Raw genomic sequence first — 15,388 nt, 5'->3', positions numbered from 1 at the left:
TGTTCTCTCCTCCTCGTTTTTATGTATCATATCATACCGTTTTCAGGTAAATCGCTTCTTTTATTGATATTGTGAAATTCATTTGGTGCCACGTTCAGTTCGTCGGCTGGAACAACCTGGACGTGAAGTTTTTGTAATAAGTCTTTGATAGCTAATTGATTCTCTTTTAAGCACGCAGAAATAAACGGAAGACTGCGGCGGTGATAAAGCGCAAATAACGGCTGTAATCTTTCCTGCACCATCGGGACCACAGCATCTACATGCTCATGGCAATAAGAAGATAAAGCGACGGCTGTCTCTTTTCGTATGAATGGCATATCACATGCCGTCACTAAATACCACTCTGCTTCTTGCTTTTGCATAGCGGTATATATGCCTGCAAGCGGGCCATACCCACGCACCTGTTCATCATCTAACCAAACAGCTTGTTCCCCTCTTGCTTTGAAAAAGGGCAGAAGCTTCGGGTGACTGATGATGATGGTTTCCCCTTTCAAAAGTTGCTCTTTCACATGTTCATATAGTGGTTTCCCCTGATAGACATGACTTGCCTTTGGCTCTCCAAAACGCCTAGAAGCACCTCCGGCTAGTATCACATTCACTATTCTCATCATCTCATCCCCTTTGATATGGTTGTTCTAATCGCACTCATTTCGCATACTTTATTGATAACATGAATAAGGAGGGTCTACCTATGAACCGGCGCCATGCTTCTCCCCTATTCCATGATCTGTCTCAAGAAAATCTATTTTTAAAAGCTGAAACGGCCAAATATCAACAGATGATTTCAGATTTACAGTCCACATATACGTATGCTAAAAACAAGAAGCTATCTCAAGAATATCATGAGATGAAAAAGGATTTCACTCAATTAAAACAACAATTGGATGAAATGACCATTGACCAAGACGAAGCATCATCTAAAATACAGGATCTCTCTTATAGCAAATCGGAATTATTACATAAAATCGTCCTTCTTCATGAAATGCTGCAAAAGGAAACCTATCATAGACGAAAAGAAACAGAGGAAAAGCACCGATTGCATTTGAAGGTTGTAAAATATAAGGAAATGTCTCAGCAACTACAGGAGCGATTACTAGACCAAGATAAACAGCTTGCAAAAGAGGAGAAAAAAGGAAACATTTTATCCGCTGTGATTGAAAAACTGCAACAAACTCTAGGCGATAAAAACGCAGAGCTTCATTTATTACAAGAAGGCGTGCGGCATCTACAGGAGCGTTTTTATGAAACACAAGAAAAATTACTGCAAATCGAAAAAGCAAAAGAAGCCATTTTTTATGAAACGCTCACGAGCTACCAAAAACAGTTAGCCGAAAGCGAGGAATGGATCGCTTCTCATTTTGCTGATATCGACCAGTCAGCCCAAACAAATGCCGAGCCGTTCTCACAAGACCCTATTTTGCAAACAACCGAAGAAATAGGACCGATTTTGAAGAAACTAAACGAACAAGTAGAAACGCTCCAGGCAAAAGTTGATGCGGTGCAGCGGAGTGGAGAGGTCATGACAGTGAAGATCGATGGATTTAAAAAACAGCGCGACAACATGCCCAAAGAACGAAAAATTGTCTATACAGTTGATCAAAAAAAGTGATCAGTTCATCACGTACGCAAGAAAAAACTGCTGGCATTTACGCCCAGCAGTTTCTTTTTTATTTATTCGTCTTCTGTTTGAATGTCGCCTTCTAAAATATACTGTCCGCGATAAGGTTTCTTCACTTCTGGGTACATTTTAATTAAGCTTTGCATAAACGTTGTCATATTTGGAATTTCAAGACCGCTCTCTTTTTCAATCTCTTTTTGAAGTTCAGAGCTTTTAATCGCCGCATTATGACGCTTTAATGTTTTAATTGCAGCTTCACGAAGCTTAGCTGCCTTTGATCCAGGTCTAGCTGTGCCTCTTCTGCGTCTTGTAGATCCTTCAGGAATACCTACAGGTGCACCATTTAGCTGACCTGTTCCTAAAGATGATGTAACGTTTGACTGCGTTTGCGCAGGCTGATTGTAGCTTCTCATTTCTTGTGCAGCCAGCTCAGCTAATACAGGCAATGAATCCGTTTTTCTCTCTGTACGCACTTCTTTTTTTGTATCTGTGACGAGACCTGTACCTTGACGGTCTAATTCTCTTAGTTTTGCGTAAATCGCATCTCGTTCAATTTGATATTCACGGATGACCTTTACTTCTGCTTCATTTAATTGTTCCAATCGTAAACGTAACGCTTCCCTCTCGTTAAACAATGGATTTCCCCCTCATCATATAAAAAATATTCTATAGTAAATATTAGATTAGAAAACTAATTTTATCAACTATTTTTTTATCATTTTACAGTTTGCTATCAGATAGGTATTTCCAACTAAAATTTTGCCAAAGAAGAAAAATCGGCACCCATTTCATTGCCACTATAGGCTTTTGACCTCCTTTAAAATATTGTAAAAATTTTGAATAAATGCTTATACTACTTGATTTATATAGTTATTTACCAAACTGAAATTTCTTTTGTGCAAAAACGTTCTGAATAGTAAAAAGTTAAAATCTTTACATTTTCATTTCAAATTAAAAATGTAAATAGGCCATAATACCTTTTTGTTTCAGGAAATTTTTTTAATGAAATCCCTCATTTTCTCTTTTCTTAGGCATTCCACCTACAATCATATTCATCCAGTGCAATATGTCTCCTATTTTTCCCCATGAAAAAACCCCCATTCATGGGGGAAAAGCCTATTCTGCAGCCTTTTCAGACTCAGAAAGAACTCGATTGACACGTTTTTCAAGCATTTTCATACCGCTTCCGCCAGCTTGGAAGTGGCGTAAAGCACCTGTTTTATCGAATACATAGTAAGCTGGTACATATTCGTTCTCAAATGCTTCTGTTAATTTATGGTCGCTGTCTACAAAGATTGGCTGTGTGATTTCATGCTCATTTGCAACCTCTTTGATTTTTTCTAGATCTAGGTCATCCTCTGAACGTGGCATATGAACTGCGATCACGTTTAGTTGATCCTTGTATTCATCACGGAATTGGTTCACTTGCGGCATCGCCTCTTTACAAAGGTGACAGCTAACTGACCAGAAGTGGATCAATGTTGGTTTATCACCAATTAATTCTTCTCTTGTTACTTCTCCATTTAACCATTCTTTTGCACCAGTTAGTTCTGGCATTGGTTGACGTAATTTCATTTTGAAGCGCCTCCATCCATTGTATGTCTCGAAACAAAAAGGTCTAACATCAGTTAGACCCCAGCATGTAGACAAACCCTCGCATTCTTTGTCAGTCCTGCGTGCTGGTGCTCACGAATGTCACATTCGCTTCGCGCCAGTACTCGTCCTTCCTAGGGCTGCAAAGGTTTTCTATCACGCTGAAAAGAAGACAAAGGACTAAAATAAACAACATTTTAGCCCTTTGTCAACAATCTGAAGGTCTAACATCAGTTAGACTGTTTCTTCAACTATCAATTAAAGTGTTTTTTGACCAGGCTTCCAGTTCGCTGGGCAAAGTCCACCAGTTTGTAATGCTTGAAGAACACGTAGTGTCTCATCTACATCACGACCGATATTGTTGTGGAATACTGTTTGATATTGAAGTTCGCCTTCTGGGTTAATGATGAATAGACCACGAAGTGCAATTCCTTCTTCTTCAATTAAAACACCGTATTCTCTAGATACTGTGTGGTTTGTGTCAGCAGCTAGTGGGTATTTTAATTCTCCAAGACCATTGTCTTTACGATCTGTGTTGATCCAAGCAAGATGCGTATGGATTGTATCAGTAGATACACCGATGATTTCTGCATCTAAATCTTCAAACTCATCATAACGATCGCTCATTGCTGTAATTTCAGTTGGACAAACAAAAGTGAAATCCATTGGATAGAAGAAAAGAACTGTCCATTTGTCATTCTTGATGTTTTCCTCTAAACTCACTTTACCAAATTCCTTATTAGCAAGTACTGCTTCCATTTCAAAACGTGGAGCTTGTTTTCCTACAAAACGCTCTGCCATATGTAAATCCCTCCAAAAATAATATCTTTATACAGACTTCTTAGCTGTATATAAAATGAGAATCAATAGGTTAAATTCTCATTTAGTTAATAACTTCACAAATATAATTATAATACTTAAGCGATTTTTAGTCAATATTAATTAATAATAAATTTAATTAACGATTTGTCACAATCTCTCGCTCCAACTATTAAAAGTTTAACATGACTTGCATAAGGGAACAAATGATTAGCTTCTCATTTCGCACATACATAGAAAGGTTTTGAAGATCATGAAAGCACTTGAACAAGTAGATTGGGTTTCCATCATCATGAACAGCAGTATAATTTTGTTAAAACTAATCGCTATTTTTGTGATTTATTTTATCATTAGAGCGATTGGAAATAAGATGATTAAGCGTGCCTATTCAGCATTCTCTGAAAAGCATGATGTCTCTTTATCACGAGCTCAGACGCTGCAAAGTCTTACCTTAAATATTTTCGCCTACTTGCTGATTTTTATTCTAGTTGTGATGATCCTCGACTTATTTCATTATAACCCAACCGCCTTGCTGGCTGGTGCAGGTGTTGTAGGACTTGCCATTGGATTTGGCGCTCAGGGATTAGTGAGTGATATTGTGACAGGCTTCTTCATACTGCTGGAAAAACAATTTGATGTCGGCGAGTATATAACGGTTGCTGGTTTCGATGGGATCGTTGAACAAATTGGACTGAGAACAACACAGCTTAGAAGCTTTGACGGCACTCTTCATTTCATTCCGAACCGAAGTATACTTAATGTAAGCAATCATTCACGAGGGACGATGCAGGCACTCGTTGATATCGAATTATCCCCAGATGAAAATGTGGATCAGATGATCACGACTTTGCAAGCAGCCTGTGATGAAGTTCGTGAGAGCATGCCGCAAATCATCGAAGGTCCTCAAGTCGTTGGAGTGGAATCATTTGGCTCCTCATCCCTCGTCCTTCGTATCATTGCAAAAACTGAAACGATGGAGCAGTGGCGTGTCGAACGAATTCTGCGCAAAAAAATGAAAGAAGCACTTGATCTAGCCAAAGAGCAAAAAGAACCAGGTTCATAATATCCTGGTTCTTTTTTGTTAGTTTTATTGAACACGCTGTTCTACTTCTTGACAAATTTCATCAGCCGTCATACCTGACGCTGTAATGACAGATGCCTTTGTCGTTGTGTCTGAAATGCCAAGAACATTTGAATCTAACCCTGTAACCACATAACAGTCACACTGATCCATTTGCTGTTCATTTTGAATACGTACGACATCATACCCTTTTTGCTTCAAAAGCTCTTCTACATCGGATAAAGATTGTTCTACACCAATTCTTGTCATAATCAAGAACACCTCCTGTTCATAAGGTGTACAGGAGACCATTTGATTATTCATTCACCTGCTTGCTTTTTAAAATAAGCCGTCATGACGTTCACAGCTGTTTCAATCGCATTTTCGTCAGGAGTCAGCTTGGCATGGTGCAGACCATATTCTGAATCTACCCCTAACCAAAACATGAACCCAGGGTATTTTTTTAGCATGTAGCCGAAATCTTCTCCTGTCATCGCTTCTCTGCATTCAATGACATTCGCAAGCCCTTCTTCGGCTACATATGACATAAATTCCTCTGTCAAATCCTTTGAATTGTCCACTTCGTAATAAGCTGAAGGGTATCGAACTGTCGCCTTGCATTCGTAACCAATTTCAATTCCCTTTGCGAGTGCTTCAATTCGTTTTCTCACCTTTTCCATAGACTCTGGCGAGAGCGTGCGAATGGTTCCATCAAGCTTTGCATGCTGCGCAATGATATTTTGAGCAGTGCCACCTGTAATCGTGCCAACTGTAATGACGGCACTATCAAGAGGGTCCACATTACGTGAAATCACCGATTGCAGCTGCCCTACTAGTGCACTTGCAGCCACTACCATATCATTTGCTAAATGAGGGTATGCGGCATGCCCGCCTTTTCCTTCAAGATCGATCACAAGCTCACTCGTATTAGCAAATAATAGGCCCGGCTTTGTTGCAATCGTGCCGACTGGATATTCAGGTGCAATATGCAGCGCTGTAATAAAGTCTGGCGTCCACTTTTTTAGAACATCACTTGCAAGCATTGGTTCAGCTCCGCCTGGCCCTTCTTCTGCCGGTTGGAAAATAAATAGCAGATCTTCTTTGATTGGCTGATGCACGAAATGATCAATGATACCAAGAGCAATGGTCATATGAAGATCATGTCCACATGCATGCATGTTGCCCTCATGTACCGATTGAAATGGGTAGCCCGTTTCTTCAGGGATAGATAATCCGTCCATATCTGCACGATACGCAAAGACGCGCGTAGGATTTGTCCCTTTTACTTTCACAAAAAGTCCAGTCCGCCATGTTTCCATCTCGATTCGATCTGTTGGGTACGATTCGAGATGCTTGATGAGGTAAGCTTGTGTTTTAAATTCCTTAAAACCAAGCTCAGGAATTTGGTGCAAATCTCTTCGAATGGATATTAATTGCTCACGATTTAACAAGTGAACTCGCTTCCTTTCCTCTATACGAATAAGACGTGGATATATCATCCACGTCTATGTCTTCAGCTGAGAATTGTGTCAATTAAAGCTGACGCAGTTCTTGTTTGATTTCAGTTTTACCTTTTGTTTTTTCATCAATGTCTTTGATTTTCTTTGCAGGTGTACCTGCTACAACCGTGTAAGGCTCGACATCGTTCACAACGATCGCTCCAGCTGCTACAACTGCACCTTTCCCAATTGTCACACCTTCTAAAACAACAGCGTTTGCACCGATGACAACATCATCTTCTACTACAACTGGCTTAGCAGAAGGCGGCTCAATAACACCTGCAAGAACAGATCCCGCACCGATATGACAGTTCTTACCTACTGTCGCACGGCCGCCAAGAACAACGTTCATATCAATCATCGTACCTTCACCGATGACTGAACCGATATTAATAGAAGCACCCATCATGATGACTGCATTATCGCCAATTTCCACTTGATCACGAATGATTGCACCTGGCTCAATACGTGCTTTGATGTTTTTCAAATCCAACATAGGAATCGCAGAGTTACGACGGTCATTTTCCACGACAACATCTTCAATTTTGTCTTTGTTTGATGCTAGAGCTTCTTGAATTTCGCTCCACTCACCGAAGACAACACCAGTATTACCTGTGATAAATGTTTTTGCATGTTCACCAAATTCAATACCTTCTAAGTCCCCTTTAATGTAGACTTTAACAGGTGTTGATTTTGTACTATTTTGAATAAATGAAATAATTTCATTAGCGTCCATTTGTTTCATGTATGTATGTCCTCCTCTTAATTTATACTTCATTACTGTACCAAAGGAGAGTTTTAATGACAAGTGAAAGAATTGTCTGCGCCTTGGCAAATAAAACAAGCGGGCCTATTTATCCCGCTTCTTGCTGGTGAAGATGAACAAATTGTCTACCAAAAGAAATCAATTCCTCTTCCTCGTTTCCTTCTGGATTCAGCTCAATTTTGATGGATGGTAGGACGATATCACCGCCCAGCTCCTTCACTTTTTCTTCAATTAAATCCACAGCTCCACAAAAATGTTCATAAGATGTATCTCCAGAACCGAATACAGCAAATGCTTTACCCGTCAAATCAAGCTCTTCCATTTCCTCATATAGATCAATAAAATCATCTGGAAGATCACCATCTCCCCAAGTATATGCACCTAACAGAATGTGCGAGTAATCATGAAGAAGTTCAGCATCAATATCCATCGCTTCATGCCGGTCCACGCTAGCCCCAGCTTCCTTTAATCCTTTTTCGATTAAATCAGCCATTGCTTCTGTATTTCCTGACATTGTGGCATACACCAATAAAACTTTTTTCGTCACTTTTTCTTCCTCCTTATTAATGAATCAGTGCAGGTTCCTCATAAGGCCTGACAAACTTACTTTCATATAAACCCGCACAGAAAAAATTCTCCTTTTGATTGGCGACACGAAAACCGTGCCCTTTGATCGTATCAAACCACTTGAGCTCTTTTTGCTCTATATCAAGCTGATACACCTTAGAAAATCCATGCTCGTCCTGTGAGGTGGTCACGTACACAATGCCGTTATCCTCTGACACATCCAAAAATGATTCCTCTCGCGCAAAAGCTTGTGATTGAATATCATGCAGCATATTTGTATGTAAGTCTAAAATTTGAACAGACCCTCTTTTCCCTTTTTTAGAGCCCAACGCACAGACAAGGAGGTGTTCCCTGCAAAGCAGCATAGAAGCAGTCATTCGGTGCTCTTCTCTGTTTAGGAGAAAAATCTGTTCACTTTGCAAGTCATACACCCATATTCCTCCATGCACCTCATGAATCTGCGTTCCAATATAAAGATAATCACCGGCTACACATAATGAACGAATCACAGGGGGCTGATTCACATGAGCAAACGGCTTCATAATTTCCCAGGAAATTCCGAAATCGGTTGACACATAAATACTATGCTTTCCATGTGCGCATACAAACCCATCTTTGCGTCCTGTAATAGACCAAACAACTGCATTTGTTGGAAAAGATGATAGCGCCCATGTGTGGCCCTCATCTCCTGATCGTATGACAGTTCCATTTTCACCAACTCCGAACAAATACGGACCAATATAACTGATAGCGTGGATTTTATGCTTGAGCTTAAAAAGCTGCTGCCATCCGCCCTCCACACTGTAATGAAAAATACCTTCTCGTTTGACAGCAACAAAGTAGCCGCCACTTTTAGACGCAGCAACAGCTGTCGCACCTTTATGAAACATGATTTTCAACTCTTTTCTCAGACAATGATGCCCACGTTAAAAAGCTTGTTGCAAACTCCTCACAGCACGCCACATCTTCATCTGTTTCTGGTGCAAGTTCCATTTTCAATGTTTCAGGAAATACGGATGCACCTGTCGATTTCAGCATGTCATGAAAGGTATGAACAGCCTCGCAAAACTTCGGATAACTGTAATCGCCTGATCCAAATACCGCCGCTTTGATGTGACTAAGTTCAAGTGCTGAGACCTCTTCATAAAAATCTTCAGCTTCATAAGGGAGATCACCGTCCCCCCATGTGTAAGAGCCGATCATGACATAATCGTATGAAGAAAGATCTTCTGCACTTGTGTCGTCAAATTCCATCATCTCTGTCTCTATCCCTTTTCCTTCAAGCGTTTGTTTTAAGATCGCTGCCATATCTTCCGTATTGCCAGACATACTCGCAAATGCAATTAGTGCTTTCATCTATTGGTCACCTCATCTAAATGATAATCATTTTCAATTATTATATGTACACTTTAAATGATAATGATTTTCATTGTCAAATGTTTTATGAAAAGGTGCTGTTCAAAATACACATGACGTACATCAAAAAACCGCTCATTCCAATTGGAAGGCGGCTCTAATTGATCGTGACCCTATGTCACTCGTTTTTTATTTCTGAATAAAATATGGACCGCAATCGGTTTCGTGCGTCATCACAAATGTCCAATTTTCTTCCCAATCCATGACATACAGATCGCTATAGTCCATGTGTCCGTCTGTATATGGCAATTCCTTCACTGACAGGTCAGCGGCGTTTTCAAACAGATACGCTTCTTGAGCAAATTGATAAAAAATAGTACATGTTGTATGCTTTGATTGCTGATGAAAGGCGTTTATCGCTGCCTCTTTTTCAAGGCATTCAACTTTTCCCCAGCTGCATAAGTGCCATAGGAAACCATCCATCCCAATCTCTTTTTGTTCTTCTAAAGAAAGATGACTTGCAAAACGTCCACGCCATCTCTCGCGTAAATAAGTTCCCCACTTCGGTATATCCATCTTCTTTTTTTGTTGATTTCTCATCATTTCTTCCAGCTTTCTGCTTTTTCAGTATGAAACAGGTAAATCTATTAAAAACCTAATCAAACCACTTATCCTAAAAAGCACCTCCTCTTCCAGAAGTACTTACACTGCCTCACTTTCAAGCATTTCTTTCACCACACCAACAAATGCTTGAACTTGTTTTAACTGAAAAGAGGCTTCATATCCTAACAGCCACGTGTCACGTCCGATTTGCTCTCCATTTGCGTCTACGAGCGGGGTTTTGTGTACGCTTTTCTCATGATCATATAAGGTGACCGAAGGCAAAATGGCGTAGCCGATACCGTGATAGGCCATTTGTTTACATGTTTCAATCTGGTCCACAAGAATCGTCTGTTTTGGCGACACTTTAAACTTTTGATGCCACCAGTGCTGAATTTCTTGATAATAGGTGCTATCACTTTTAAATTGAATAAACGGGCGTTCTGTCTCAATTAACTCATCCACGTCCTTGATGACAGAATCGACTAAATATAAATGATCGGTCATTAAGTATTCCTTTGTGCCCTTCCAATCAGGATTCCCGCGAATGATGCCAATGTGGACATGGTCTTCATACAGACTTTTAAGCATCTCACTGCTCCAGCCGGTCACAAGAGATACTTTGGCATTTGGGTATTTCTCGACATACCGCTTCAGCACCTTTGGCAGCCAGTGCTGACCAATAATGGACGCAACTGCAAGCTTGAGTGTACCGTGAATTTCTCCTTCAAGCTCGTCAATTCTCTCTCGCACTCGATCCTGCTCAGTCGTGACCTCTTTGGCGAATTGAATAATCTGTTCGCCAGCTGAAGTGACTGTCAAGCCTTTTTGTGAACGAAAAAAGATTTTGGTTCCCCACTCTTTTTCAATCGTTTGCAGCCTTTGAGATAAGGCAGGCTGAGAGACAAAGAGCCGCTCTGAAGCCTTTCTCATATTCAATTCCTCACTAAGTACAACAAGCATATGTAACTCTTGAAGCTGCATGGGCGCCCTCCTTCTCTTGATAAGTTTTTCTTATTTTATATAGTCATTATATAAATAATAGCTTATGAAGGCAAAAAAAATAAGCTGGGCTACAGCTCATTTTTTTGCGGAATGAATGACTTCATTTAAGCGCTTTAATACAACACGCCGAGTGAAAATTCCTTCGAATACTTGCTCTTCATTTTCCACACAAACAAATCCATTATTCGTCACAGCGTGAACGCCTTTTAAAACAGGATCCGTCGTTTTCAGTCTTGGAATATCTGATAGCATGACCTCTTCTACCTTCAATTGGTCGAGCTTTTCAAATTCAATTCGTTCTAAGCCAAAGATTTTATCCATGATCATATTTGTTCCAATTAACCCATGAAGGTGATAAGAAGCATCCAGAACAGGTATCGCTGTATATCCTGTTTTTGTCAGGACCAATAGGGCGTGCTCAAGATTATTTCCAATTTGAACGTGTGCCACTTTATCTGCATCAATCATATGCTCAGCTACTGTTGACTCAAGTAATTGAGCCGGTTCTATCTCTATCATGTTTCTTCGACCCCTTTTCTCTCAATCATCAATCATACATTCCCCTTTAACATTAAGCATAAACTAAAACGAATTTTGTCGAAAGATTTTTTTTCTGCATAAAAAAGATACTCAGCGTAGAGTATCTAATAGAATGTTCAATCGATATTAATTCTCAAACCTTACTCTGTCATACAATGTGATCAATTTCTTATACGTATTGTCGTCGACATTTTTTGTTCCACATTCTATATCATTGATCTCACTGCTTAGTAATTCGACAGCATATTCCTGATTCAGTAATACGTTTAATAATAGCTTTTTCTCTTCTTCATTAAAACGATTTTCGATGACGCTCATTCAACATCAGGCCCCCTGTTTCATATATGCTTTTATATTGATTAGCAGGCGTTTGAATGTCTGCTTCCTCTCTATACAGCTAGAATAAGGAACTAGAATCGAATCGTCAACCGCACGTTTCGACAACGTTTGGAGAAAAATGACGGAATTTATTTTGTGTATCGATTGGCGTAGCAAAATGCTGCGTATGAGTCGGGTTTTATTTTTGCTTCAATTCCCATGGCTGTGATCATTCCGGTCATTTCCTGGATCAGCTCTTTTGTACTTCCTTTTTTGCCAATATCTAGATGGACTTCAAAACGAAGGTCTGCCCCTTCCTCAGCAAACGGAAGAAGCAAATCCATCAGTTCTGTTAAAGGTCCCTCAAGGATGTCTGCACATACCTTTTGGCTAAACGCTGTCTCTAATGAAATTTTTTCTCTAAGACTTTGTACAGGCCGATTCAACACTTGCTGCGTGAGACAGCCCCAAGCTCCTTTGCCGATCCGGTGAAGATGAATTGCAGTCATAAATCTTGTGATATTCTGATTGACCTGAGAGTCCGTACCAATTGATAGTACATAAACAGATCTCGGGTCTTTTTGAATAAAGTCTTTCATTCTCATGACAACATCAGAAAACGCTAAATGCTCTTCAGAAAGATTAAAGAAAAAAGAATCACTCACAGAAAGGAACTCCTTTTTAATGGTCTCTTATCCGAATATTGCACTGAATGATCATCTTCTATTTGTTCATCACTTATGAAGTGTATGCTTCCGCAATCAACGAAGGAATTCTTAGAAAAAACATTTCATACGATTCAGCTTAGGATTGTAGAAGCTCAAAAATCTCAATCGAAATCATATCAATGTTGTCAAATGGGAAAGTGTTTGGCTTATCCCCTTGTTGAAAAACAGTCAATTCAAACGTTTGATTCTTTTCGAAATACTTAACACTACAGATTTTCTCACCGTTCACTTCGAAATAACGCTGTGCCGGCTCGTTTGCAGCTTCTGCTGTCTCTTGAAGACTTTGCAGCCTTGTAATGATACCCATTAATTGTGACATTCTAAAAAAAGACTCCTTTCAAAAAAACAACTCAAGATGAACCCGTATTGATTATACACAAGTCCTACAAAGCATCATACCATAAAGTGTTCTCAGATGATATTTTTCCTCTTGAATTCAAAAAAAGAAAAAGAATCTGTTTTTTTATTTTGAGTCTTTTTTCTTTTCTCATGCATCTTGTTTTTTATAAACCCGCCGATCTCATCAGGCGTTTCGCAATTTCGTCAAAATCTTCTTTCGAAATACCTGGAGCAAACTCTTCCGGCAAATCTCTATAATCTGGCACGGGTGCACCTTTTGGCGTGCCCTCAATAACCGTCAGCGGCTTTCCATCAATCGGATGGTTTCCTTTCCAAATTTGATTGATATCCTTATAATCCGTATCACTAAATGTATACAGTTTTGTATGAATATTCTGATCTTCAAACTTTCTTGCAGAGTCAAAGTATTTATTGTCGAGATTTGGAATTGGCAGCATCTTCCCAACATCTACCCCTGTCGCTACCTCAAGGGCTTTTGCATACGCCACAACATGAACGCCGCCTCTGACAAGTAAATAACCGATCATTTCTCTTGCCGTAGGGTGATCCGTCATTTCATATACGCGCATTTTATGCGTACGAGCTCCGCACTCTAGGAAGAAGTTATGAAGAAGATCCAGAATCAGATTACCACTTGAGAACACATTCTCACCTGTCCACGGCTTTGCCATGGAGTCAAACGGATAGCCTGTTTGTGCCGTTTGGATAAAATGCTGCGTATTTCGTTTATCAACAGCCGCTTTCATCGGGGTCGTATCTGGATCGCCCCCATGGGTGGTTCCCGTAATCATGAGATTGACTGCAGTTGTCACAAGCTCTACATGACCGAATTCTTCAGCTGTAATACTTGATACAAGATCATAAAATGGTTTGAGCTTTCGTTTCCCTCTAAAGTTAAACGATTGAAACATGTAGTTATTTAATGTGGACATTTCACCAAATTTTCCGCCGAGTAATTCTTGCACAGCCGCTGCACCATTTGCATCTGGGTGATCTGGCATTGGTAAATCAATCAGCAGCCGCTTGTCACGTTTGATCATGACTTTTCCCTCCTACTGTCTAACTATCATCATTTAAGGTGTATGGATGAATTGGGATGTCCTATGCATGAAGGGAGTGATTGGCGCACAAAAAAAACTTGGCGGGGGTAGCGCCAAGTTTTTTGGATCTTGATCTGATAGAGGGGTTGGGGAACAGAGAGTAGCTTCTCTCTATAACTAAATGATAATGATTATCAGTTTCATTGTCAACCATTTTTTCTATCTTTTTTCTAATAAAAAAAACAGCCTTGACGGCTGCTTTTAAATTAATCCTTCCTGCTCATATAGATAAGCATACGGAAGATCTACAAACAAATACACGTCTCCCTCTAACGGATAAGAAAACGTACGTATTCGTTCTCCAGTTTCTAAATCACTGTAGATATCGCTGAAAAATCCTTTTCCGCTAATTCTCATTTGAAGAATATTTGCTAGAAAATAAGGGCGCCAGCTCCAGTTTTTCTCTATATACTCTGGCTGAAACAGCCATTCTTTCTCTTTCTTAAACACATTTCCAGTGATTTGAAACCCTTCTTCATTACACATATAAATGCGAAAGCTGCAATCGGTTAGTTCAAGTGCCAGTTTTTGTATAAGTTCATCATTTGTGCTGCATGATTTTTTTAACGTACTGACGGCTTGATGAATTCGTTTATAAAAGGTTTCAGAATGTTCATAGACAGCTTGGAGTTTCTTTTTCTCATGGGCAATGAATTGTTGAAATTCTTCTTTAAGCTGCTCTTTTCGTTTGTTACGGTCAATTAATTGTGCGGCAGGCTCGTGAAGGTAGAAGCCTTGAAAATATCTTCCGCCATTTCTCCATGCATATTGCAGCTGAAAATTCGCTTCAATGTCTTCATAGATTAAAGCCGCTCCTATTTTTCTTGCAAGAAGTGAAATGCTGTATAACACATATTCATAGGAAGGAGATGGAGACGAAGCCCTTAAAGCCTGTAGATCTATTTTTAATAGATCAGGTGAAAGCAGAGCAATCCGGTCAAGATTGCTGCTTTCTTTTCCTATATTAGATACGGCGATTTTGATCCCATATGTACGATAATACGTTAACGTATGGTAAAGCTGTTCAATGTCGCCGCTAAACGTATGTTCAGTAATTTCAATGACAAACCGGCTAAGCTGAATACCCCTTGCTTCATATTCTTTTAAAAGTTCTAAAAAACTTTCGCCATGATCAAGCATGAGGACATTCGCATCATGATTAATAAAGATGAGCAAATCTTCATCTGCGGTTGTGAAGAGATCAAGCGCTTGACTTAATACTTTGTGATCTACTTCCAATTTATATTCGTCAGGAATAGATGAATCCGTAAAGAAGGAGCCTAGACTAACTGTTCCCGACTCAAGCTTCATTCTTCCAAGAATCTCATAGCCTATCACTTTTTGTTCCTCCGCACTGAAGATCGCTTGATAGTGCGGGAAAACATCTTCAATATTCGTTAAAATATCCAATGGATCGACCATTTTCATCACCTGCTTCTCTCTTTGTGTGATTATACCA

Annotated in this window: 20 protein-coding genes; 2 read left to right on the top strand and 18 right to left on the bottom strand. The window is 39.7% G+C overall.

Features of this window, described 5'->3' with window-relative positions; all coding sequences use genetic code 11:
- Positions 1-26: 26 nt before the first annotated feature.
- Positions 27-608 (bottom strand): molybdenum cofactor guanylyltransferase, encoded by a 582-nt coding sequence (locus MKY11_RS06815; protein WP_019743805.1) that lies wholly within the window; start codon positions 606-608, stop codon positions 27-29.
- Positions 609-691: 83 nt separating this feature from the next.
- Between MKY11_RS06815 and MKY11_RS06810 the strand changes: the two genes are divergently transcribed.
- The gene (locus MKY11_RS06810) at positions 692-1,609 is read left to right on the top strand and encodes a sigmaE regulated sporulation protein (protein WP_096881347.1); all 918 of its coding nucleotides are present in this window, start codon (positions 692-694) and stop codon (positions 1,607-1,609) included.
- Between the two features lie 62 nt (positions 1,610-1,671).
- Here the strand turns inward: MKY11_RS06810 and MKY11_RS06805 are convergent, their stop codons facing one another.
- The 3 genes from MKY11_RS06805 to ahpA all read right to left on the bottom strand — a co-directional run bounded on the left by MKY11_RS06805 (position 1,672) and on the right by ahpA (position 4,012).
- On the bottom strand, positions 1,672-2,253 hold the full coding sequence (locus MKY11_RS06805; RefSeq protein WP_007498648.1) for a hypothetical protein: 582 nt from the start codon (positions 2,251-2,253) through the stop codon (positions 1,672-1,674).
- 481 nt (positions 2,254-2,734) lie between these two features.
- Positions 2,735-3,193, bottom strand: coding sequence for a TlpA disulfide reductase family protein (locus tag MKY11_RS06800; RefSeq protein ID WP_008345174.1), 459 nt, complete (start codon positions 3,191-3,193; stop codon positions 2,735-2,737).
- Positions 3,194-3,469: 276 nt separating this feature from the next.
- On the bottom strand, positions 3,470-4,012 hold the full coding sequence (gene ahpA / locus MKY11_RS06795) for a biofilm-specific peroxidase AhpA (RefSeq protein ID WP_007498654.1): 543 nt from the start codon (positions 4,010-4,012) through the stop codon (positions 3,470-3,472).
- Positions 4,013-4,283: 271 nt separating this feature from the next.
- Here ahpA and MKY11_RS06790 point away from each other — a divergent pair, with 271 nt between their 5' ends.
- The gene (locus MKY11_RS06790; protein WP_024719563.1) at positions 4,284-5,093 is read left to right on the top strand and encodes a mechanosensitive ion channel family protein; all 810 of its coding nucleotides are present in this window, start codon (positions 4,284-4,286) and stop codon (positions 5,091-5,093) included.
- Positions 5,094-5,117: 24 nt separating this feature from the next.
- Here the strand turns inward: MKY11_RS06790 and MKY11_RS06785 are convergent, their stop codons facing one another.
- The 14 genes from MKY11_RS06785 to MKY11_RS06720 form a co-directional block, all read right to left on the bottom strand.
- A complete protein-coding gene (locus MKY11_RS06785; protein WP_024424725.1) occupies positions 5,118-5,360 on the bottom strand; it encodes a YkuS family protein in 243 nt (80 codons plus the stop codon).
- A 50-nt stretch (positions 5,361-5,410) separates the two neighbouring features.
- A complete protein-coding gene (locus MKY11_RS06780; RefSeq protein WP_052141832.1) occupies positions 5,411-6,589 on the bottom strand; it encodes an N-acetyldiaminopimelate deacetylase in 1,179 nt (392 codons plus the stop codon).
- A gap of 34 nt (positions 6,590-6,623) precedes the next feature.
- Entirely contained in the window at positions 6,624-7,334 is a 711-nt protein-coding gene (gene dapD, locus MKY11_RS06775) for a 2,3,4,5-tetrahydropyridine-2,6-dicarboxylate N-acetyltransferase (protein ID WP_008347987.1), read from the bottom strand.
- 109 nt (positions 7,335-7,443) lie between these two features.
- Positions 7,444-7,902, bottom strand: a complete 459-nt coding sequence (locus MKY11_RS06770) for a flavodoxin (RefSeq protein WP_008347989.1) — start codon at positions 7,900-7,902, stop codon at positions 7,444-7,446.
- A 16-nt stretch (positions 7,903-7,918) separates the two neighbouring features.
- On the bottom strand, positions 7,919-8,812 hold the full coding sequence (locus tag MKY11_RS06765; RefSeq protein ID WP_045034210.1) for a hypothetical protein: 894 nt from the start codon (positions 8,810-8,812) through the stop codon (positions 7,919-7,921).
- On the bottom strand, positions 8,802-9,278 hold the full coding sequence (locus MKY11_RS06760; RefSeq protein WP_072367699.1) for a flavodoxin: 477 nt from the start codon (positions 9,276-9,278) through the stop codon (positions 8,802-8,804). Before MKY11_RS06760 ends, MKY11_RS06765 begins: the two co-directional genes overlap by 11 nt.
- A 189-nt stretch (positions 9,279-9,467) precedes the next feature.
- The gene (locus MKY11_RS06755; protein ID WP_342501964.1) at positions 9,468-9,878 is read right to left on the bottom strand and encodes a DUF4275 family protein; all 411 of its coding nucleotides are present in this window, start codon (positions 9,876-9,878) and stop codon (positions 9,468-9,470) included.
- A 102-nt stretch (positions 9,879-9,980) separates the two neighbouring features.
- Positions 9,981-10,862: a LysR family transcriptional regulator gene (locus MKY11_RS06750; protein ID WP_039168691.1), complete on the bottom strand. Its 882-nt coding sequence runs from the start codon at positions 10,860-10,862 to the stop codon at positions 9,981-9,983.
- A 96-nt stretch (positions 10,863-10,958) separates the two neighbouring features.
- On the bottom strand, positions 10,959-11,402 hold the full coding sequence (gene cbpB / locus MKY11_RS06745) for a cyclic-di-AMP-binding protein CbpB (protein WP_007498671.1): 444 nt from the start codon (positions 11,400-11,402) through the stop codon (positions 10,959-10,961).
- A 147-nt stretch (positions 11,403-11,549) separates the two neighbouring features.
- On the bottom strand, positions 11,550-11,741 hold the full coding sequence (gene abbA / locus MKY11_RS06740) for an antirepressor AbbA (protein ID WP_008347999.1): 192 nt from the start codon (positions 11,739-11,741) through the stop codon (positions 11,550-11,552).
- A 149-nt stretch (positions 11,742-11,890) separates the two neighbouring features.
- The gene (locus tag MKY11_RS06735; protein WP_342501963.1) at positions 11,891-12,406 is read right to left on the bottom strand and encodes a ribonuclease H-like YkuK family protein; all 516 of its coding nucleotides are present in this window, start codon (positions 12,404-12,406) and stop codon (positions 11,891-11,893) included.
- A 139-nt stretch (positions 12,407-12,545) separates the two neighbouring features.
- Positions 12,546-12,788, bottom strand: a complete 243-nt coding sequence (locus MKY11_RS06730; RefSeq protein WP_003212254.1) for a DUF1797 family protein — start codon at positions 12,786-12,788, stop codon at positions 12,546-12,548.
- A 184-nt stretch (positions 12,789-12,972) separates the two neighbouring features.
- The gene (locus tag MKY11_RS06725; protein ID WP_019743902.1) at positions 12,973-13,869 is read right to left on the bottom strand and encodes a manganese catalase family protein; all 897 of its coding nucleotides are present in this window, start codon (positions 13,867-13,869) and stop codon (positions 12,973-12,975) included.
- A gap of 261 nt (positions 13,870-14,130) precedes the next feature.
- Positions 14,131-15,351, bottom strand: coding sequence for an EAL-associated domain-containing protein (locus MKY11_RS06720; protein WP_039168704.1), 1,221 nt, complete (start codon positions 15,349-15,351; stop codon positions 14,131-14,133).
- Positions 15,352-15,388 lie beyond the last annotated feature (37 nt).

The sequence above is a fragment of the Bacillus sp. FSL W7-1085 genome (assembly GCF_038595035.1).
In the GTDB taxonomy this organism is placed as follows: Bacteria; Bacillota; Bacilli; order Bacillales; family Bacillaceae; genus Bacillus; species Bacillus altitudinis.
Note: the sequence above shows the minus strand (reverse complement) of the source record. Positions and strands in the feature narration are given on the sequence as shown.